Genomic DNA, 19,495 nt, shown 5'->3' with positions numbered 1-19,495 from the left:
CGCAGCAGTGCTGGCCGGGGATGGCCAGGGCGGCGCAATCCGTGAGCGCGAGGGAATGGTGAACCGCGCCTCCGGGATTCCGTTTTTCAGCATTCCACCCTGTGCCAGGGTTCAGGCATTCTCATCACGGTTCTTCCGAGGCGCCGGGCCAGGATTGCGGGCTTCGCGACCGTATCCTCCCGGCCCGCCCCGATGAACAATCTCCAGGGCAAGGACAGCCGGACCATCGGGTGCATGCAACGTTCCGCCGCCGGCCCGGCCCCGCTTCGGAATGGAAGCCCTGACCTGCTGGATCCCGCTTGGGCGCTCCGCCGCCGGGGCGGCGTGGCATGACGGTGCCGCCCTGTGCCTCGCCCGCCGCGGCCCTGGCCGCGCTGCGGGCGGCGGAGGCGCGTGACGGCGCGCTGCCACCCGAGCGCCGCCATGCCCTGCTCGATGCCCTGGCCACCACCATGCTGCGCCGGGCCGAGGCGATCGCCGCCGCGCTGGATGCCGATTACGGCGGCCGCTCCGCCGAGGAGACGCTGATCGCCGAGGTGAAGCTGGTGGTGGAGGCCGCCCGCTTCGCCCGCCGCCACCTGGCGCGCTGGGCCAGGCCGCGGCGGGTTGGCGTGCCATGGGCCTTCCGGCCGGCCCGGGCGCGGGTGGAGCCATGGCCCAAGGGTGTGGTCGGCATCATGGCGCCCTGGAACTACCCGGTGCAGCTTGCCCTGCTGCCGGCGGTGGATGCGCTGGCCGCCGGCAACCGCATCGCCCTCAAACCCTCGGAGGCGACGCCGCGCAGCGCCGCGCTGCTGGCGGAGATCCTGGCGGAGGCGCTCGGCCCCGATATCGCCCGCTGCGTCCAGGGCGGGCCGGAGATCGCCGCCGATTTCGCGGCGCAGCCCTGGGACCACCTGGTCTTCACCGGCGGCACCGGAACCGGCCGCAAGGTGATGCGCGCGGCGGCGGCGGGGCTGGTGCCGCTGACCCTGGAACTCGGCGGCAAATGCCCGGCGCTGGTGCTGCCGGGCGCCGACCTGGCGGTGGCGGCGCAGGCCATCCTGGCGGGCAAGTCGGTGAATGCGGGGCAGACCTGCATCGCGCCGGATACGGTGCTGCTGGTCGGCCATGGGCGCGGAGCCTTCCTCGATGCCTGCCGCGCCACCGGCATCGGCCTGCCGGAAACCGCGGTGCTGAATGCCGCCCAGGCGGCGCGGCTGGAGGCGCTCTGCGCCGGCGCCAGCCTGACGCCGCTGGCACCTGATGGCCCCGGCCGGCGGCAGGCGCTAACGATCGCCGAGGCTGCGGCCGATCACCCGCTGCACCAGGCGGAAATCTTCGGCCCGGTGCTGGCCCTGCAGCCGCTGCCCGGCCTGGCCGAGGCCATCGGCTGGATCGCCGCCCGGCCGCCGCCCCTGGCCATCTACCTCTTCGGCGCCACGGCCGCGGAGGAGCGGGCGGTGGTGGAGGGCACCCGCAGCGGCGCCATCATCGCCGGCCGCTGCCTGGAATACGCGGCCTTCCCGGCGCTGCCCTTCGGCGGCGTCGGCGCCTCCGGCTTCGGGCGGCGGAACGGCGAGGCGGGGTTCCTGGAATTCAGCACGCTCCGCGCCCGCGTCTCGCACGGCCGCTGGAGCCTCTCCCGCCTGCTCGATCCGCCGCGCGGCGAGCGGGCGCGGGCGCTGGTGCGCCGGCTGCTGCGGTAGGGCCGCGCCCCGCCGCAGTTGACGCCGCGGGCGGCGCCGTGATGATGGCGCCGGTTCGCGGAGGGCGGGGAATGGCCGGCAGGCTGCAGGGGAAGCGATGCTTCGTGACGGCGGCGGGCCAGGGCATCGGCCGCGCCACCGCGCTGGCCTTTGCCGCCGAGGGCGGCCAGGTCATCGCCACCGACCGCGACGCGGCGAAGCTGGCCGGGCTGGAGGCGGCCGGGATCGAGGCCCGGACGCTCGATGTGCTGGATGATGCTGCGGCGGCGGTTGTGATCGCGGCGGCCGGGCCGCTGGATGTGCTGTTCAATTGCGCCGGCTTCGTCCACCAGAACACCGCGCTGACCTGCACGGATGCGGAATGGGAGGCCGGCTTCGCGCTGAACGTGCGCGCCATGTGGCGCTGCATCCAGGCGGCGCTGCCTGACATGCTGGAGCGGCGCGGCGGCAGCATCATCAACATGGCCTCGGCCTGTTCCAGCGTGAAGGGCGCGCCGGGGCGCTTCCTCTATGGCACCACCAAGGCGGCGGTGGTGGGGATGACCAAATCCATCGCCACCGAATACGTGGCGCAGGGCCTGCGCTGCAATTGCCTCTGCCCCGGCACGGTGGACACGCCCTCGCTCGGCGAGCGGATCGCCGCCAATGCCGCGGCGGCGGGCGGGATGGAGGCGGCGCGGGCCGGCTTCGTCGCGCGCCAGGCCATGGGGCGGCTGGCCACGGCCGAGGAGATCGCGGCGCTGGCGGTCTATCTCGCCGCGGAGGAAAGTGCCTTTGTCACCGGCCAGGCCATCGTCATCGATGGCGGCTGGACATTATAGCTTCGCGCCGACGCAACCAGGACTTGGGAAGGGACCACCGATGAAGCTGCTCCGCTACGGCCCCGCGGGCCAGGAAAAGCCCGGGATGCTCGACGCCTCCGGCACCATCCGCGACCTCTCGGGCCAGGTGCCCGACCTGGCCGGGGCGGCGCTGTCTGCGGCCGGGCTGGCGAAGCTGGCGGCGCTCGACCCCGCCAGCCTGCCGGCGGTCCCCGGCAAGCCGCGGCTCGGGCCGCCGGTCGCGGGCATGAAGAACCTGGTCTGCATCGGGCTGAACTACGCCGACCATGCGGCCGAGACGGGTTCGCCGATCCCGAAGGAGCCGATCGTCTTCCTGAAGTCGCTGGGCGCGCTCAGCGGCCCGAACGACGATGTCGTCATCCCGAAGAACAGCCAGAAATGCGACTGGGAGGTGGAGCTGGCGATCATCATCGGCAGCCGCGCCACCTGCGTCAGCGAGGATCAGGCGCTGGAGCATGTCGCCGGCTATGCCGTGGGCAACGACGTCTCCGAGCGCGAATGGCAGATCGAGCGCGGCGGGTCCTGGGACAAGGGCAAGGGCTGCGATACCTTCGGGCCGGTCGGCCCCTGGCTGGTTACCCGGGACGAGGTGCCGGACCCGCAGAACCTCTCCATGTTCCTCGACGTAGACGGGGAGCGCATGCAGGACGGCTCCACGCGCACCATGATCTTCGGGGTGAAGACCATCGTCAGCTATGTCTCGCATTTCATCACCCTGCATCCGGGCGATGTGATCTTCACCGGCACGCCGCCGGGGGTGGGGCTGGGCAAGAAGCCGAACCCGGTCTTCCTGAAGCCGGGGCAGACGATGCGGCTCGGCATCGCGGGCCTGGGCGAGCAGGTGCAGCGGACGGTGGCAGCGTAAAAGGAGTACCGCGTGCCTACTCGAGAACAGGTCTTCACCCCAAATGACTTTCCGACCCACACCTATGTGCGGCGTGCAGATGATGAATCTGAAGAGCGGATTCGGTACGCACTTCAAACGCCAAAGCAAGTTATTTCGTTGTCTGGGCCGTCCAAATCCGGCAAGACCGTTCTCGTTGAGAAAATCGTTGGCGCGGAGAAGCTCGTAAAGATCCCAGGGTCCGTTGTGAAGAAGGGGGAAGATTTCTGGAATTACATTTTGGATGCATTGGCCGCACCTAGTTCGCATGCGCGCTAGAATACTTCAGGCAATACCAACCAGACCAATGTGCAGATTCGATTGGCGCTTTCTGGCCCGCCAGGAACACCGAGCAGCGATGCAACGCTAGGGAGCCAGAGACAGACGACAGCTTCCATTTCAAACACCGCAACTACAAGCCGGCGAGGAATTCATGAAGTTGAGGCGATTCTGAAATCGACCGAACAGATTATTTTTGTTGATGACTTCCATTATATTTCGCCGCCGGTCCAAAGGGAAGTTGCTCAACAAATCAAAACGGGCGCAGATCGCGGGATAAAGTTCTGTATTGCTTCTGTGCCTCATCGTTCAGACGACGTGGTCCGCAGCAATCACGAACTACGCGGCAGAACTGCGAACATAGACACGAAATATTGGACAGAACATGATCTGAGGGAGATTGGTATAAAGGGCTTCGATGTTTTAAATGCCGCTGTATCTACTGATTTTATTGAGAAATTAGCCGTAGAGTGTTGTGGATCTCCGCAGCTCATGCAGTCCGCCTGCCTGGAGCTCTGTCGGCATTTGGATCTAAAATCAACCAATCTCGGAATTTTGCGGCCCAAGCTTGGCAATGAGGATATGGAGGCGGTCCTTGCGCGCGTGTCGGCTAACGCGAACTACGCGACGCTTGTACGCAACCTTCATCAGGGTCCGCGGTCCAAAGGCCAAAGGCGGGATCGATTCCCGTTTGCTGATGGAACGCTGGGAGACGCCTACCGATGCGTTCTCTTGGCCCTTTCTCGCGACCCGCCGCGCCTTATGCTTCCCTACGCGGAAATGATGGACCGGATTAAGCGGGTCTGCACAGGCCCGGCCCCAATATCAGCAAGCATACAAAATGCCTGCAAACAAATGACAACGATTGCAAGGAAAGAGAATGGCGCTGAGCGAATAATTGAATGGGATGAACGCGGTGGGAGCGGAGCATTCCACATTATTGACCCTTATTTCCTATTCTACTTGCGGCATTCAAGTCAATTGAGCGAGCTCATTCCTAAATAGCCGCTATCTTAATGAGCCTCATCACATCGTCGCCCCCAGCACCCAGGGCGCGAATTCCGCCCCGCCGAAATCGAAACCCTCGCTTTTCGTCCGCTCGCCGCTCGCCACCCGCAGCATCAATTGGAAGATGCGCTCGCCCGCCTGCTGCACGCTTTCCTCGCCCGTCAGGATGGTGCCGCAATTCACGTCCATGTCGTCCTGCATCCGCTGGTACATCGGCGTATTGGTCGCCAGCTTGATGGAGGGCGTGGGCTTGCAGCCGAAGACGCTGCCGCGGCCGGTGGTGAAACACAGCAGGTTGGCCCCGCCCGCCACCTGGCCGGTGGCGCCCACCGGGTCGTAGCCGGGCGTGTCCATGAAGACGAAGCCCTTCTGCGTCACGGCTTCCGCATATTTCACCACATCCACCAGGTTGGTCGTGCCGGCCTTGGCCATGGCGCCGAGCGACTTCTCCAGGATGGTGGTCAGCCCGCCCAGCTTGTTGCCCGGGGAGGGGTTGGCATCCATCTCGGCGCCCTCGCGCTCGCAATAGGCTTCCCACCAATGCATCAGGTCGACCAGCTTCTGCCCGACCTCCCGGCTCACCGCGCGGCGCGTCAGCAGGTGTTCGGCGCCATAGGTCTCCGGCGTCTCGCTCAGGATCACCGTGCCGCCATGCCGCACCACCAGGTCGGAAGCGGCGCCGAGCGCCGGGTTGGCGGTGATGCCGGAATAACCATCGCTGCCGCCGCATTGCAGCGCCACCTTCAGCTCGCTCGCCGGCACCGGCACGCGCTGCACGGCATTCGCCTCGGCCAGCACCTCGCGCACGAAATCCAGCCCCGCGGCCACGGTCTTGCGGGTGCCGCCCATCTCCTGGATGGCCATGTCGCGCAGCCGGCCGGTAAGCCGCTGCTCCTCCAGCAGCCCGCCGATCTGGTTCACCTCGCAGCCGAGGCCGATGGCGATGACATGGCTGAAATCCGCATGCCGCGCGAAGCCGCCGAGCGTCCGCCGCAGCAGGGTCAGCGGCTCGCCCTGGGTCATGCCGCAGCCGGTCTTGTGGGTCAGCGCCACCACCCCGTCCACGCCAGGCCAGGCGGCCAGCGGGTCCTCGCCCGTGATGGGGTTGCGGCGGAAGGCCTGCGCGATCAGCTCCGCGACATGCGCGCTGCAATTCACCGAGGTGACGATGCCGATGTAATTGCGCGTCGCCACCCCGCCATCGGCGCGGCGGATGCCCAGGAAGCTGGCCGGCACCGGCACCGGCTCGGTCGGCTTCGCATCCACGCCCCAGGCATAGTCGCGGGCGAAGTCGCCCATGGCCAGGTTGTGGGTATGCACCCATTCGCCGGGCGCGATCGGCGCGGTGGCGAAGCCGATGATCTGGCCATAGCGCCGCACCGCCTCGCCCGGCGCATGGCCGCGCAGCGCGACCTTGTGGCCGGCGGGGATGCGCTTTTCCGTCGCGACGCCCGGCGCCACGGGGGTGCCGGGGGGGGCAGAACCTGGCGGGCGATCACCACCCCATCCTCGGGATGGAGCCGGATAACGGGTGGCTGCGTGACGGCGTCCATGCGGGCGATTCCCTCCCTGCGCATATCCCTGGGGGCCACGGCTGAAGGGCCCGCCCGGCGGCATCCTAGACCATACTCGGCCTGCCTGTGATCCAGGCTTCGACCGGGCGGCCGGCCCTCCGTGGGGCGCGATGGTCGGGCGGTCCCGGCTGCCGCAGCGTGGCGCCGCGGTCACGCTTTGCTGCCTACGCGCTCTTGATGATGGAATTTTGTTCACTTATGGCGTTGTGGACCGGACATGCAGAAGATCCAGACCCAGGCTGGCGCCCCGTCGTCCCGGCTGCCGGAACTCGATGCCATGCGTGGTGCCGCCGCCTTCCTGGTGCTGGTGCATCACGCCCTGCGGATCGCCGACATTCCCTATCCCTTCGGCGACCCGCTGCCCGACCGCATCTTCCACACGCTGATGCATTTCTCGCCGCTGCGGGTCCTGGGAATTCGGCCGCGGGCCGGTGCTGTTCTTCTTCGTGCTCAGCGGCTACGTGCTGACGCGGGCGCTGCTGCGGGGCGGCTCCCCGGGGCTGCTCGCCTTCGCCGTGCAGCGCAGCGCGCGGCTGATGCTGCCGGTGGCGGCCTCCGTGCTGCTCTCGGCCGCCCTGTATTTCGCGGTGGTGGACCCGGCGCTGCTGCAGGGGCCGCTCTGGGAGCGCCGCCTGCATCTCTGGGCGGAGCCGCCGAACCTGCCCGCCGCCCTGCGGGAAATGGCGCTGCTGCAGACCGATACCGGCTATCCCACGCTCAACCCGGTGCTGTGGTCGCTGGTGCATGAATGGCGGCTGACGCTGTTCCTGCCGCTGGTGCTGCTGTTCCGGGGCCGGGTCTGGTCCCTGCTGGCGCTGGCCACGGCGATGACCTCGATCGGCGTGCTGGGGGGCGCCAATGAGAATGCGGTGCATCTCGGGCCGCAACTGCACAGCACGGTGGTGGCCAGTTCCTATTTCGCCCTCGGCATCGGCAGCGGTGCCGCGCTGGCGCTGGCCGGGCCGCTGCCACCGCTGACCGCCGGCCAGTGCCGGGCAGCCGGCCTCGCGGCGGTGGCGCTGCTGGGGCTGGAGGCGGATCTCGCGGCCTATCTGGCCTCGGTGCTGCTGATCGTGCTGGCGCAGCAGCCCGGGCGGTTCCGGCAGACCCTGCGGCGGGGGCCGCTGGTCTGGCTCGGAAAGGTCTCCTTCAGCCTCTATCTCGTGCATGCGCCCGTCATGGTGGCCTGGCTGTTCCTGCTTTATGGCAAGCTGCCCTTCTGGGTCATCCTCGTCAGCGGCCTGCCCGTCGCGCTGCTGGCCTCGGCGGTGATGCACCGGCTGGTGGAGGCGCCGTCGCGGGACCTGGCGCGCTGGCTGGAACGGCGGCTGGCGCGGCGGCCGCACCGCGCCGGCGCGACCACGGAGTCGCCCGCCGGGCACGGATTGGGCTGAGCAAGCCTCCCCGGCGCCGCGACCTTGCGGGGCCGGCCTAGGCACCGCCCGGCCCCGTAGCCCCGGCGGCTTGCCCGGGGCCCGCCAATGGCCGAGAAACCCCCCTGGCGCGGCAGCGTGCAGCCACCCTTGGTCCGGCCGCCGCGCCCCGCGCCTGGAGGATGCCTGATGCGCCGCCGCTCGCTGCTCACCGCCGCCCTGGCGCCGCTCGCCGTGCCGGGCCGGCGGGTGCTCGCCCAGGCCACGGCGCGGGCCAGGACGCTGCGCTTCATGCCGCAGGCGGCGCTGGCGGTGCTGGACCCGATCTTCAATCCAACCACCATCGTCACCACCCACGGCTTCTGCGTCTTCGACACGCTCTACGGCGCGGATTCCCGCCTGCGGCCGCGGCCGCAGATGGCAGCGGGGCATCAGGTCTCGGCCGATGGACTGGAATGGACCATCCGCCTGCGCGACGGCCTCCGCTTCCATGACGGGGAGCCGGTGCGGGCGCGGGACTGCATCGCCTCCATCCGCCGCTGGGCGGTGCGGGACGGGTTCGGCCAGGTGCTGGCCCGCGCCGTGGCGGAGTACACCGCGCCGGAGGACCACAGCCTTCGCATCCGCCTGCACCGGCCCTTTCCGGCCCTGGCCGATGCGCTGGCCAAGCCCGCCGCCAGCCCCTGCTTCATCATGCCGGAACGCCTGGCCGGCACGCCACCCGACCGCCCCCTCACGGAGATGGTCGGCAGCGGCCCCTGGCGCTTCCTGCCTGGCGAGTTCGTGCAGGGCAGCCAGGCGGCCTATGCGCGGAACGAGCACTACATCCCCCGCGACGAACCGGCCGAGGCGGCGGCGGGCGGCAAGCGGGTGCATTTCGACCGGCTGGAACTGGTCTGGATCCCGGATGGCGGCACCGCCGTCGCGGCGCTCCGGACCGGCGAGATCGACTGGATCGAATACCCGCTGCCCGATCTCGTGCCCGTGCTGCAGCGGGACCGCGGCGTGACCACCCAGGTCTATGACCCGAACGGCTTCCTCGGCTTCCTCCGCTTCAACCACCTGCACCCGCCCTTCAACGACGTGCGGCTGCGCCGCGCCATCCGCGACGTGCTGGCGCAGCCGGACTACATGGCCGCGGTGGCGCTGCCCGGGGATTGGAGCGAATGCCACGCGGTCTTCCCCTGCGGCCTGCCCGGGGTGCGTGGATCGCGCCCGCCCCGCGCAGCCTGGACCAGGCCCGCGCGGCGCTGCGCGAGGCCGGCTATGCCGGGGAGCGGGTGGTGCTGGTCAATCCCACCGATTTCGCCGCCGTGACGCAGCAGGGCAGGGTGACGGCGGACCTGATGCGGCGCCTCGGCGTGAACATCGACCTGGTGGAGAGCGACTGGGCCACCACCGTCGCCCGCCGCGCCAGCCGGGAGCCGCCGGCGCGCGGCGGCTGGAACCTGCACAACACGAATTTCCCTGCCGCCGCCGTCGCCAACCCCGCGGTCAGCCCGATCATCCGCATGAACGGGGATCGCGCCTGGTTCGGCTGGCCCTCCGACGCGGCGGTGGAGGCGCAGGTGGATGCCTGGATCAACGCCCCGGACGAGGCAGGGCAGGCGCGGGCCATGGACGCCCTGCAGCAGGCGACCTGGGAGGCGGTGCCCTTCGCGCCGACCGGCATGTTCCGGCTGCGCACGGCCTTCCGCAGCGACCTCTCAGGCGTATTGCAGGGGCCGAACCCCTTCCTGTGGAATCTCAGGCGGGGGTGAGCCGTCCGGTCGTCCGGAGGCGCAGCCGGAGGGCGTGAACCGGCCGGCAAGACAACCCGGTCGTCCGGAGGCGCAGCCGGAGGGCGTGAACCGGCCGGCAAGACAACCCGGTCGTCCGGAGGCGCAGCCGGAGGGCGTGAACCGGCCCGCGGGAGACAAGCGGGGTCAGCAACCGCCCGGCAGGATCGCCAGTTCCTGCAACTTGCCGTCCACGCTGAACTCGCCGAAATCCATGTTCAGGTCATCCGCCACGCCATTCTCGAAGTAGCGCAGCCCCACCTCGTAATCCGGCGCGCTGGCGCCGCCGCCGCTGGTGTCCTTGCGGTCGAAGAAGGCGATCCGCATCCGGGCGCTGCCGAGCGGCGACAGCACGGGGAAGCGCTCATTCGGCTGCGCCGCCTGCCAGCCGGAGATCACCGTGGTGGTGTCCTGCGCCCCGTCCGGGCTGGTGCCGTCGAAAAGCGGCGCCACCAGCATGCGCGAACCCGCCCGCGCGGTGGCCAGGGCGCGGATGGTATGCAGCATTGGCAGCAGGGTGCCGGGCGGCAGTGCCTCCTCCTTCGCGGCCGGGTCGGTATAGCGGACGCGGCCGCCCTCCGGCGTCACCTCCGCCTCGCCCGTCACGCGCTGGGAGACGGCGCCCTGCGAGCTTTGCGTCAAGGAGAAGCGGATGCTGCGCCCGTCCTTCGTCTCGTAGGTCGAGTAGTCGGAGGCGGTCTCCACCTGCTGTCCGTCGCGGTCGGTGAGCATCAGGGTGAAGCGCTGCCTGGTGGCCCAGGCGTCGCAGGCATCCACCACCTCATAGAGCATCACCCCCTCGGCCCGGGCGATGTCGGAATTGTCCCGCACCCGGTCGAGGGTCAGGTGATAGGCGGCGCGATGCGCGGCCATGGCCTCCGCCCCCGGTTCCGCCGCCTTCGCCTGGGCCGGGGCCAGGGCGGAGGCGATGCCGGCGGGCAGGAGGCAGGCGGTGCCGAGCAGGGCGGCGAAGAGGTGGCGGCGCAGGGGCATCGGGGCCTCCTTCAGGAGCAAGCGCCCCACTTAGGGTGTCCTGCCGCCGGCCGCACCCTTGGCGGGCGGCAGGTCCAGGCGAATATGCAGTTCGCGGAGCCGCGCCGGCTCCACCGGGGCAGGGGCGCCCATCATCAGATCCTCGGCCTGCTGGTTCATCGGGAAGAGGATCACCTCGCGGATATTCGGCTCATCGGCCAGCAGCATGACGATGCGGTCGATGCCGGGGGCAGAGCCGCCATGCGGCGGCGCGCCGTAGCGGAAGGCGTTCAGCATGCCGCCGAAGCGTTTCTCCACCACTTCGGCCGAATAGCCGGCGATCTCGAAGGCGCGGATCATGATGTCCGGCCGGTGGTTGCGGATGGCGCCGGAGGAGAGCTCGATGCCGTTGCAGACGATGTCGTACTGGAAGGCCTTGATCTGCAACGGGTCCATGCTGTTCAGCGCCTCCAGCTCGCCCTGGGGCATGCTGAAGGGGTTGTGGCTGAAATCGATCTGGCCGGTTTCCTCGTTGCGCTCGTACATCGGAAAATCGGTGACCCAGCAGAAGCGGAAGGCGTCCTTCTCGATCAGGCCGAGCTCCTGGCCGAGCCGGCTGCGCACCTGGCCGGCGAATTTCGCCGCCGCCTCCGCCTTGTCGGCGGCGAAGAACACGGCGTCGCCGTCCTTCAGGCCGCAGGCGTCGCGGATCGCGGCGGCGCGCTCCGGCTCCAGGTTGCGGGCGATGGGGCCGCGGGCCTCGCCGGCCTCGAAGGTGATGTAGCCGAGGCCGCCGGCGCCGCTCTCCCGCGCCCATTCATTGAGCTTGTCGAAGAAGCTGCGGGGATTGCCGCCGGCGCCCGGCGCCGGGATGGCGCGCACCACGGCGCCCTTCTCGACGGCGCGGGCGAAAAGCCCAAAGGCGCCGCCGCGGAACTGCTCGGTCACGTCGCGGATGCGGAGCGGGTTGCGCAGGTCCGGCTTGTCGGAGCCGAATCCAGCATCGCCTGGTCGAAGGGGATGCGGGGGAAGGGGGCAGGCGTCACCATGCGCTTCGTGCCGGAGAATGCGGAGAATTCCTCGAAGACGCCGGCCAGCACCGGCTCGATCGCGGCGAAGACGTCCTCCTGGGTCACGAAGCTCATCTCGAAATCGAGCTGGTAGAACTCGCCGGGGGAGCGGTCGGCGCGGCTCGCCTCGTCACGGAAGCAGGGGGCGATCTGGAAGTAGCGGTCGAAGCCCGCCACCATGGCCAATTGCTTGAACTGCTGCGGCGCCTGCGGCAGCGCATAGAAGGTGCCGGGATGCAGGCGGGAGGGCACCAGGTAGTCGCGCGCCCCTTCCGGGCTCGACGCCGTCAGGATCGGCGTCTGGAATTCGGTGAAGCCCTGCTCGATCATCCGCCGCCGGATGGAGGCGATCACCCCGGCGCGCAGCATGATGTTGCGGTGCTGCTTCTCCCGCCGGAGGTCGAGGAAGCGGTAGCGCAGCCTGAGGTCCTCCGGGGATCGGCCTCGCCCGCCACCTGGATCGGCAGCACCCCGGCCTCGGACTGCACGTTCAGTTCCCGCACCCGCAGCTCGACCTCGCCGGTCGGCAGGCGCGGGTTGATGGTGGCGCCCTCGCGCCGCACCACCTCGCCGGTCACGGTGATGACGCTTTCCGGGCGGAGCCGGTCGGCCGCCTCGAAGACCGGGGAGCCCTGCGCCACCACGCATTGCGTCAGGCCGTAATGGTCGCGGAGGTCGATGAACAGCAGCCCCCCATGGTCGCGCTTGCGGTGCACCCAGCCGGACAGGCGGACGGTCGAGCCGGCATCGGAGGCGCGGAGCGCGCCGCAGGTATGGGTGCGATAGGCGTGCATTGGTCGGGGAACCCTGGATGGCGGCCGGAAATGCCGGCCGGAAATGGCAGCGCAGAGAGGGTCGCCCCGCGGCGGAAGTCAACCCCGGCCCCGCGGCCCGGCTTTTCCCCGCGCCTCCCGCAGTCTAGAACCGCGGCCCATGAGCCGTCGCCCGCCTGCCCCGGACTCCGTTCCGGCCCTCATCACCACCACCGCCGATCTCGCCGCCCTGTGCGAGCGGCTGCGGCATGAGACCTTCGTCACGGTCGATACCGAATTCATGCGGGAGCGGACCTACTGGCCCGAGCTCTGCGTGGTGCAATTGGGCGGCGAGCAGGAGGTGGCGGTGGTGGATGCCCTCGCCCCCGATCTCGACCTCGCCCCGCTCGGCGCCCTGCTGGCCGACCGCAAGGTGGTGAAGGTCTTCCACGCCGCGCGCCAGGACATCGAGATCTTCCTGCTGAAATCCGATGCCGTGCCGACGCCCCTCTTCGATACCCAGGTTGCCGCCATGGTGGCCGGCTTCGGCGACCAGGTGAGCTATGACCAGCTCTGCCGGGCCCTGGCCGGCGCGCAGATCGACAAGGCGCATCGCTTCTCGGACTGGGCGGCCCGGCCGCTCTCGCCCTCGCAGATCGCCTATGCGGCGGCGGATGTGACGCATCTCAGGAAGATCTACACCGCGCTCCGCAACCGGCTGGAGCGCGAGGGGCGGATGGAATGGGTGGCGCAGGAAATGGCGGTGCTCGACCAGCCCGCCACCTACCGCGTCGACCCCGAGACCGCCTGGGAAAGGCTGAAGGCCCGCACCGGCAACCGCCGCTTCCTCGGCCTGCTGCGCGCCGTGGCCGCCTGGCGGGAGCGGGAGGCGCAGCGCATCAACATCCCCCGCCAGCGCCTGGTGAAGGACGAAACCCTGCTGGAGGTGGCCGCCACCGGGCCGGAGACCCCGGCCGACCTGGCGCGGGCGCGCGGCATCTCGGAGGGTTTCGCCAAGGGCCGCAGCGGCGCCGGGCTGCTCGCCGCGATCCAGGCCGCCAAGGCGCTGCCCGATTCGGACCTGCCCGAGGCGCCCCGCGACCGCGGCGGCCCCTCGCCCTCGCCGGCCCTGGTGGCGCTGCTCAAGGTGCTGCTGGCCGCCAAGAGCGAGGAGCATGAAGTGGCGCCAAAGCTGCTCGCCAGCAGCGACGACCTCGACCGCTTGGCCACCGAGGCGCATCCCGACCTGCCGGCGCTGCGCGGCTGGCGCCGCGAGGTCTTCGGCGAGTCGGCGCTGGCGCTCAAGGCCGGGCGGCTGGCGCTCGGCGTCGATGGCCGGCGGGTGAAGCTGATCGGGGCGGAATAGGGCGGCGGGCTACGGCGGATTAGAGCGTGATCGCTTGAGGTGCTCGCAGCGAAAAGCGTGAATCACGCGATCAAACAAAGGCCTGGAGCATGATGCGTGAACGAAGGTGAACGCATCATGCTCTAGCGTTCATTCCTGAACGCGAATCCGCCGTAGCTCCTTGTTTGCAGAGCAGATTCACGCTCCCGGACGTTCACATCCGTCCGCGATCCGCTCTATTCCGGAACCGCCTCCCGGTCCGCCACCTCCACCACCGCCTCCAGCCCGAGCGAGGCCGCCAGCGCCTCCACCCGGCGCAGCACGCTTTCGCCGGCGAAGACGCCGGTGCCCTCCGCTAGGCGCAGCACCAGCCTGTCGCCATGCCGGGCCAGCCTGGTGCCGGCCAGCAATTCCCGGGGTGCCGCCGCAGAGCGTATAGGCGAGCCGCAGCGCCGCCCCCAGCGTCTCCGCCTGGCGCAGGGCCGCCGCATCCAGCAGCACCCGCGTCGGCGCCAGGAAGGCGGCACCCGGCTCGGCCTCGTAGCGGAGCGCGGCGCTGAGCGCGAGGAAGGCCCGCCCATGGTGGTCGAGCCCGATGCCGTTCCGCCTGAGCACCCTGAGGAAAGCCTGCTCCGCCCGGTATTCCGGGTGGTCGTGGCTGCCGATGTCGGAGATCCAGCAGGCGGCCTCGCGCAGGGTGCGGTCGGCCGCGCCCTCCTCCGGGAAGAGCGGGTCGGTCCAGGCCAGCAGCGCCGGCGGCAGCTCGGGGTCGCGGCCCCAATCCACCGCCAATTCCCCGCGCTGCCGTCAGCAGCGGATCGGCCTGCCGCACCGGGTCCGGCAGCAGCCTGCCATACCAGCCCTCCCGCAGCCCATTGGCCGAGAAGACCACGCGGCCGGCCCCGGTGGCGCGCAGCAGGCGGCGCATGACCACGGCGGCGAAGGGCAGGTCGCCCAGGCGCTTCTGCGGCGCGCCCGGCATCCGCTCCAGCATCCGGCGGGAGGCGGCCATCACCACCCCGGCCAGGTCCCGCGCCTCCTCCCGCCGCAGCACGTAGTGGTGGACGATGGCCAGCGGGTAGCCGGTCTGGGCGATATGCATCCGCGCCAGCGCCCGCCAGGCGCCGCCCACCAGATAGAGGTCGCGGCCGGCGCCCTCGGCCAGCCAGGGCTGGCGGCCAAGCTCCTGCTCGGCGATGCCGCGGGCGCGGGCGACGTCATTGCCGGCCCGCTCCGCCAGGCGGATGACACCGATGGGCAGGGAGGCGGCGCGCACCGCCCGCCCGGCCTCCAGCCGCACCACTTCCAGGGAACCGCCGCCGAGATCGCCCAGGATGCCATCGGCGCCGGGAATGCCCATCAGCACGCCGTCGGCGGAAAGCCGCGCCTCCTCGTCGCCGGTCAGGATGCGGATCGGCACGCCGGGCATCCGCGCCTGCAGCCCGGCCACGAATCCCGGGCCGTTGGCGGCGTCGCGCACCGCCGCGGTGGCCAGCACCTCCAGCGGCTCGGCGTGCATGGCGCGGGCCACGGCATGGTAGCGCGCCAGCACGGTGAGCGCCGGGCCGATCGCCTCCTCGTTCAGCCGGCCGGAAGCCTGCACCCCGCGGCCGAGGCCGAGCACCGCCTTTTCGTTGAAGATCGCCTGCGGGTTGCGGCCGCGCCCCTCGAAAACCACCAGGCGGACAGAATTCGAGCCGAGATCGACCACGCCGCAGCGCGGCGGCCGGACCCCGCCGCAGGCGGCGCCGGGCCAGAGGGAAGCAGGCGTGTCCAAGCCGTTCAGTCCTGCGCCACCCGGTTCTGCCGGGGCCGCCTGCCCACGGCTGGCGTGCGGGTCGGTGGGTTCAGCGCGCTGCCGCGGCCGGAGAGCGAGGGGTTGGTCATGAAATACTCATGCGCCGAGACCGGATGCAGCCCTGCCGGCAGCCGCCGCCAATGGCCATCCGCCTGCAATTCCCAGGACTGCGCCGTGTCCTTCAGGTTCACCACCATGATCTGGTCCAGGATCTGCGCATGTACCGTGGGATTCTCCACCGGCACCAGGGTCTCAACGCGCCAATCCATGTTCCGCGCCATCCAGTCCGCCGAGGAAATGAAGACCCGGGCGCGGCGGCTGGGCAGCCGGTGGCCATTGCCGAAGGCGCAGATCCGCGAATGTTCCAGGAAGCGCCCGACAATGGACTTCACGCGAATGTTCTCGGACAGGCCAGGCATGCCGGGGCGGAGGCAGCAGATGCCGCGCACCACGCAGTCCACGCGCACCCCGGCCTGGCTGGCGCGGTAGAGCGCATCGATCAATTGCTCGTCCACCAGGCTGTTCATCTTCAGCCAGATGCCGGCCGGACGGCCTTCCCGCGCGAAGCGGATCTCCTGCTCGATCAGGCCGAGCAGCGCCGGGCGGATGGTCAGCGGCGCGAAGGCCAGGGCCTCCATCGTCTCCGGCCGGGCATAGCCGGTCATGTAGTTGAACAGCCGCGCGGCGTCGCGGGTCAGGCCGGGATCGGCGGTGAAGAAGCTGAGGTCGGTATAGATGCGCGCGGTGATCGGGTGGTAGTTGCCGGTGCCGAAATGCGCGTAGCTGCGCATCGCCTGGCCCTCGCGCCGCACCACCAGGCTGACCTTGGCGTGGGTCTTCAGCTCGACGAAGCCGAAGACCACCTGCACGCCGGCGGCCTCCAGCTCGCGCGAGAGGGCGATGTTGCGCTCCTCGTCGAAGCGGGCCTTCAGCTCCACCATGGCGGTGACGGATTTGCCGGAATCGGCCGCCTCGATCAGGGCGCGGGCGATCGGGCTGTCGCGGCTGGTGCGGTAGAGCGTCTGCTTGATGGCGACCACATTCGGGTCGCGCGCCGCCTGGCGCAGGAACTGCACCACCACATCGAAGGATTCGTAGGGGTGGTGCACCACGATGTCCTTGGCGCGGATCGCCGCGAAGCAGTCCCCGCCATAATCCAGGATGCGTTCCGGGAAGCGCGGCGTATAGGGCGTGAAGAGCAGGTCCGGCCGGTCCTCCACGATCAGCTGCTTCAGGTCGGAAAGGCCGAGCAGCCCATCCACCACGAAGACGCCGGTGCGGTCGGCAGCCAGTTCCTCGGCGACGAAGCCCACCATGTCGGCCGGCGTGTCGGCGGTGACGGAGAGGCGGATGGCGCGGCCGCGGCGGCGGCGCTTCAGCGCGGTCTCATAGGACCGCACCAGATCCTCCGCCTCCTCCTCGAATTCCACGTCGGTGTCGCGGATCAGGCGGAACAACCCGCGCTCGGCCGGGATGAAGCCTGGAAAGAGGCGGCCGAGGCAGAGGACGATCAGGTCCTCCAGCAGCACGAAGCGGATGCTGCGGTCGGCGCCGGCCGCTCCGCCCGGGGCGGGCGAGGGCAGGCGGATGAAGCGGTCCACCTGCGGCGGCAGCGGCAGCAGCGCCCGCATGGTGCCGCCATCCTCCTCCCGCACCAGCTTCAGCGCCATGCAGAGCGCCAGGTTGGCGATGAAGGGGAAGGGATGCGCCGGGTCCACCGCCAGCGGCGTCAGCACCGGGAAGACCCGCTCCATGAACCAGTCCTGCAGCCAGGTCCGGTCGGCCTCCGACAATTCCACCGCGTCCAGGAGGCAGACGCCGGCCTCGCGCAGCAGGCGGCGCAGCGTGTGCCATTCCCGGTGCTGGTCCGCGATCAGGGACCGCGCCCGTTCATGGATGGCGGCCATCTGCTGCGAGGGCGTGCGGCCATCCGGCGAGGGGCTGGCGATGCCGGCGCGTTCCTGGCCGATCAGCCCGGCGACCCGCACCGAATAGAACTCGTCCAGGTTCGAGGAGGAGATGGCGACGAAGCGCAGCCGTTCCAGCAGCGGATGCCGCGGATTGGCCGCCTCCTCCAGCACCCGCGAATTGAAATCCAGCCAGGACAGCTCCCGGTTGATGAAGCGGTCCGGGGAATCCGGCGCGATGGCGGGAAGGGCGGGTGGCAGCGCTTCGGCGAGGGACATGCAGGCAGCCTACAGCAGCCGCGGGGTCGAGGTGGAGCCGCCGTCTTGCTCGGGCGTCGAATCGTCATCCGTGGCGCCGAAGCCGGGCAGGTCGGCCAGGGCGGCGCGGGCCAGGCTGCGGGTCAGCCGGCCGCCGGTGGCCAGCGCCGCGCGGTCGAGCCGGGCGGCCGCCTCGGCCACCGCCGCGGCCTCGCGCGGCAGGCGCGGCAGCAGCCAGGCCTGCACCCCGGGATCGACCCGCAACTGCCGGTCGGTGAAATGCTTCTGCAGCAGCGCCGCCAGCAGCGAATCCGAGGGCGGCAGCACCGCCACCGCGGTCATGGCGCGCAGCCGGCTGCGGAGGTCGGGCAAGGCCACCGGCCAGCGCGCCGGCGCCTCCCGCCCCGCCAGCAGCACGGCCTGGCCGCCTTCGGCACAGAGGTTCAGCAGGTGCAGCAGCGCCTCCTCCTCCGCCGCGCAATCGGCATCGTCCACCGCGAGGCCGGGGCCGGGCGGCACCTCCGGCATGCCACGCAGCGCCGCCAGGCCGCGCAGCCGCGGGCCCTCCAGCACCGGCCACCCGCGCGCGGCGGCCAGGCCGCGCAGCATATGCGTCTTGCCGGTGGCGGCCGGGCCGAACAGGGCGAGGCGGCCGCCGGGCCAGTCCTGCGGCCGCCGCAGCCAGGCCAGCGCCGCCTGGTTCGATTCGTCCTCCAGCAGGTCGGCGGGGTCGTGGGAGGCGGCGAAGGGCAGGGGCAGGGCCAGTTGCCGGGCCGGTTGTCGGGCGGCTTGGCCGGGCTGCGCGGCGCTCATAGCCCGGTGCGCGGCGGGTCGAGGTAGAGCGGGCTTTCCAGGTAGCGCCGCAGCCAGTAGCGCGCCACCACGCCGATCGCCGCCGCCATCGGCACCGCCAGCAGCACGCCGAGGAAGCCGAAGGCGACACCGCCGGCGAACAGCGCGAAGATCACCCAGACCGCATGCAACTCCACCCGGTCGCCCAGCAGGCGCGGGTAGATGATGTAGCCCTCCACCACCTGGCCCAGCAGGAACACCGCCAGCACCAGCAGCACCCCGTTCCAGGTGCCGAATTGCGCCAGCGCCAGGGTCACGGCGGTCACCATCCCGGTGACCGAGCCGACATAGGGGATGAAGGACAGGATGCCCGCCAGCAGCCCGACGGTCAGCCCAAGCTCCAGCCCCACTGCCGAGAGCGCCGCCGCGTAATACACCGCGAGCAGCGCGCAGCAGATGAACTGCCCCCGCAGCCAGGCCGAGAGCACGCGGTCCGTGTCCCGCGCCAATTGCCGGAGCGTGGCGGCGGAGCGGCGCGGCAGCCAGGCATCCAGGCGGATCAGGATGCGCGGCCAGTCGCGCAGCAGGTAGAAGGCCACCACCGGCGTGACCGTGACCAGGGTGAAGACGTAGAACAGCGCGACGCCGCCACCGATCAGCCGCGCCAGCGCGGTGCCGAGGAAGGAGATCACCGACCCGGCCTGCCCCACCGCCAGTTCCTGCAGCCCGGTATCCATGAAATCCGGCCCGAGGCGTTCCGCCAGCGCCGCCAGCGCCTCCCGCACGGCCTGGCCGATGCCGAGCACGTAGCTCGGCAGGCGCTGCAGCAGCACGGTGATCTGTGCCACCAGCAGCGGATAGAGCAGCAGCAGGCAGAGCAGCGCCACGGCCGCCAGCGCCAGGATCAGCAGCAGCGCCGAAAGTCCGCGCGGCACGCCGACCCGCGCCAGGTGGGTGGCCGGCGGGTCCAGGAAATAGGCGATGAAGGCGGCCAGGACGAAGGGCGTCAGGATCGCCGAGAAGAGCCAGAGGCTGAACAGCAGCACCAGCGCCACCCCGGCCGCCAGCCCGATCCGCTGCGCCCTGGTGGCGACGCGGGGGCCGACCGGCAGCGGGCGGCCGCGGCCGGGCGCTGGCGCCGGCTCGCCCGCGAGGGGGCGGGTCACGGCGGGCGCG

14 protein-coding genes and 4 pseudogenes are annotated in these 19,495 nt (G+C 70.6%); 9 read left to right on the top strand and 9 right to left on the bottom strand.

The features are described from left to right. Window positions 1-329 precede the first annotated feature (329 nt). The 5 genes from KSF81_RS00395 to KSF81_RS00375 all read left to right on the top strand — a co-directional run bounded on the left by KSF81_RS00395 (window position 330) and on the right by KSF81_RS00375 (window position 4,697). Window positions 330-1,688 (top strand): aldehyde dehydrogenase family protein, encoded by a 1,359-nt coding sequence (locus tag KSF81_RS00395; protein WP_217377248.1) that lies wholly within the window; start codon window positions 330-332, stop codon window positions 1,686-1,688. Between the two features lie 71 nt (window positions 1,689-1,759). After that, entirely contained in the window at window positions 1,760-2,509 is a 750-nt protein-coding gene (locus KSF81_RS00390; protein WP_217377247.1) for an SDR family oxidoreductase, read from the top strand. A 40-nt stretch (window positions 2,510-2,549) separates the two neighbouring features. Then, window positions 2,550-3,395 carry a fumarylacetoacetate hydrolase family protein gene (locus tag KSF81_RS00385; RefSeq protein ID WP_217377246.1) on the top strand — a complete coding sequence of 282 codons (846 nt, stop codon included), beginning with the start codon at window positions 2,550-2,552 and terminating at the stop codon, window positions 3,393-3,395. 12 nt (window positions 3,396-3,407) lie between these two features. Next, the gene (locus tag KSF81_RS00380) at window positions 3,408-3,692 is read left to right on the top strand and encodes a hypothetical protein (protein ID WP_217377245.1); all 285 of its coding nucleotides are present in this window, start codon (window positions 3,408-3,410) and stop codon (window positions 3,690-3,692) included. Between the two features lie 30 nt (window positions 3,693-3,722). Beyond that, window positions 3,723-4,697 carry a hypothetical protein gene (locus tag KSF81_RS00375; protein ID WP_217377244.1) on the top strand — a complete coding sequence of 325 codons (975 nt, stop codon included), beginning with the start codon at window positions 3,723-3,725 and terminating at the stop codon, window positions 4,695-4,697. 21 nt (window positions 4,698-4,718) lie between these two features. Here the strand turns inward: KSF81_RS00375 and KSF81_RS00370 are convergent. Beyond that, window positions 4,719-6,253: pseudogene (locus tag KSF81_RS00370) on the bottom strand (UxaA family hydrolase). Window positions 6,254-6,705: 452 nt separating this feature from the next. Here KSF81_RS00370 and KSF81_RS00365 point away from each other — a divergent pair. The 3 genes from KSF81_RS00365 to KSF81_RS00355 all read left to right on the top strand — a co-directional run bounded on the left by KSF81_RS00365 (window position 6,706) and on the right by KSF81_RS00355 (window position 9,407). Next, window positions 6,706-7,668: an acyltransferase gene (locus KSF81_RS00365; protein ID WP_217377243.1), complete on the top strand. Its 963-nt coding sequence runs from the start codon at window positions 6,706-6,708 to the stop codon at window positions 7,666-7,668. Window positions 7,669-7,836: 168 nt separating this feature from the next. Continuing rightward, complete coding sequence (locus KSF81_RS00360) at window positions 7,837-8,964, top strand: ABC transporter substrate-binding protein (RefSeq protein WP_217377242.1); 1,128 nt, start codon at window positions 7,837-7,839, stop codon at window positions 8,962-8,964. Continuing rightward, entirely contained in the window at window positions 8,931-9,407 is a 477-nt protein-coding gene (locus KSF81_RS00355) for a hypothetical protein (protein WP_217377241.1), read from the top strand. Before KSF81_RS00360 ends, KSF81_RS00355 begins: the two co-directional genes overlap by 34 nt. A 165-nt stretch (window positions 9,408-9,572) precedes the next feature. Here KSF81_RS00355 and KSF81_RS00350 read toward each other — a convergent pair whose 3' ends face one another. Further along, entirely contained in the window at window positions 9,573-10,418 is an 846-nt protein-coding gene (locus tag KSF81_RS00350; RefSeq protein ID WP_254453289.1) for an EipB family protein, read from the bottom strand. Window positions 10,419-10,448: 30 nt separating this feature from the next. Next, window positions 10,449-12,261, bottom strand: a pseudogene (aspS, locus tag KSF81_RS00345) (aspartate--tRNA ligase). Window positions 12,262-12,400: 139 nt separating this feature from the next. Here aspS and rnd point away from each other — a divergent pair. After that, window positions 12,401-13,585 carry a ribonuclease D gene (gene rnd / locus KSF81_RS00340; protein ID WP_217377240.1) on the top strand — a complete coding sequence of 395 codons (1,185 nt, stop codon included), beginning with the start codon at window positions 12,401-12,403 and terminating at the stop codon, window positions 13,583-13,585. Window positions 13,586-13,800: 215 nt separating this feature from the next. On the opposite strand, the gene KSF81_RS31750 is transcribed toward rnd, so the two are convergent. The 6 genes and pseudogenes from KSF81_RS31750 to KSF81_RS00320 form a co-directional block, all read right to left on the bottom strand. Further along, window positions 13,801-13,932 carry a hypothetical protein gene (locus KSF81_RS31750; RefSeq protein ID WP_375293292.1) on the bottom strand — a complete coding sequence of 44 codons (132 nt, stop codon included), beginning with the start codon at window positions 13,930-13,932 and terminating at the stop codon, window positions 13,801-13,803. 91 nt (window positions 13,933-14,023) lie between these two features. Next, a pseudogene (locus tag KSF81_RS31745) lies at window positions 14,024-14,350 on the bottom strand (Ppx/GppA family phosphatase); the annotation flags it as partial. Between the two features lie 127 nt (window positions 14,351-14,477). After that, window positions 14,478-15,188 (bottom strand): annotated as a pseudogene (locus KSF81_RS31740) (Ppx/GppA family phosphatase); the annotation flags it as partial. 158 nt (window positions 15,189-15,346) lie between these two features. Then, window positions 15,347-17,548 (bottom strand): RNA degradosome polyphosphate kinase, encoded by a 2,202-nt coding sequence (locus KSF81_RS00330; RefSeq protein WP_217377239.1) that lies wholly within the window; start codon window positions 17,546-17,548, stop codon window positions 15,347-15,349. Window positions 17,549-17,557: 9 nt separating this feature from the next. Beyond that, entirely contained in the window at window positions 17,558-18,340 is a 783-nt protein-coding gene (locus KSF81_RS00325) for a chromosomal replication initiator DnaA (RefSeq protein ID WP_217377238.1), read from the bottom strand. Continuing rightward, window positions 18,337-19,485 (bottom strand): AI-2E family transporter, encoded by a 1,149-nt coding sequence (locus tag KSF81_RS00320; RefSeq protein WP_309139430.1) that lies wholly within the window; start codon window positions 19,483-19,485, stop codon window positions 18,337-18,339. Before KSF81_RS00320 ends, KSF81_RS00325 begins: the two co-directional genes overlap by 4 nt. Window positions 19,486-19,495: the final 10 nt, after the last annotated feature.

The sequence above is a fragment of the Siccirubricoccus sp. G192 genome, from assembly GCF_019084075.1.
Classification (GTDB): domain Bacteria; phylum Pseudomonadota; class Alphaproteobacteria; order Acetobacterales; family Acetobacteraceae; genus G192.
This window is presented reverse-complemented; position numbering and strand designations above follow the sequence as displayed.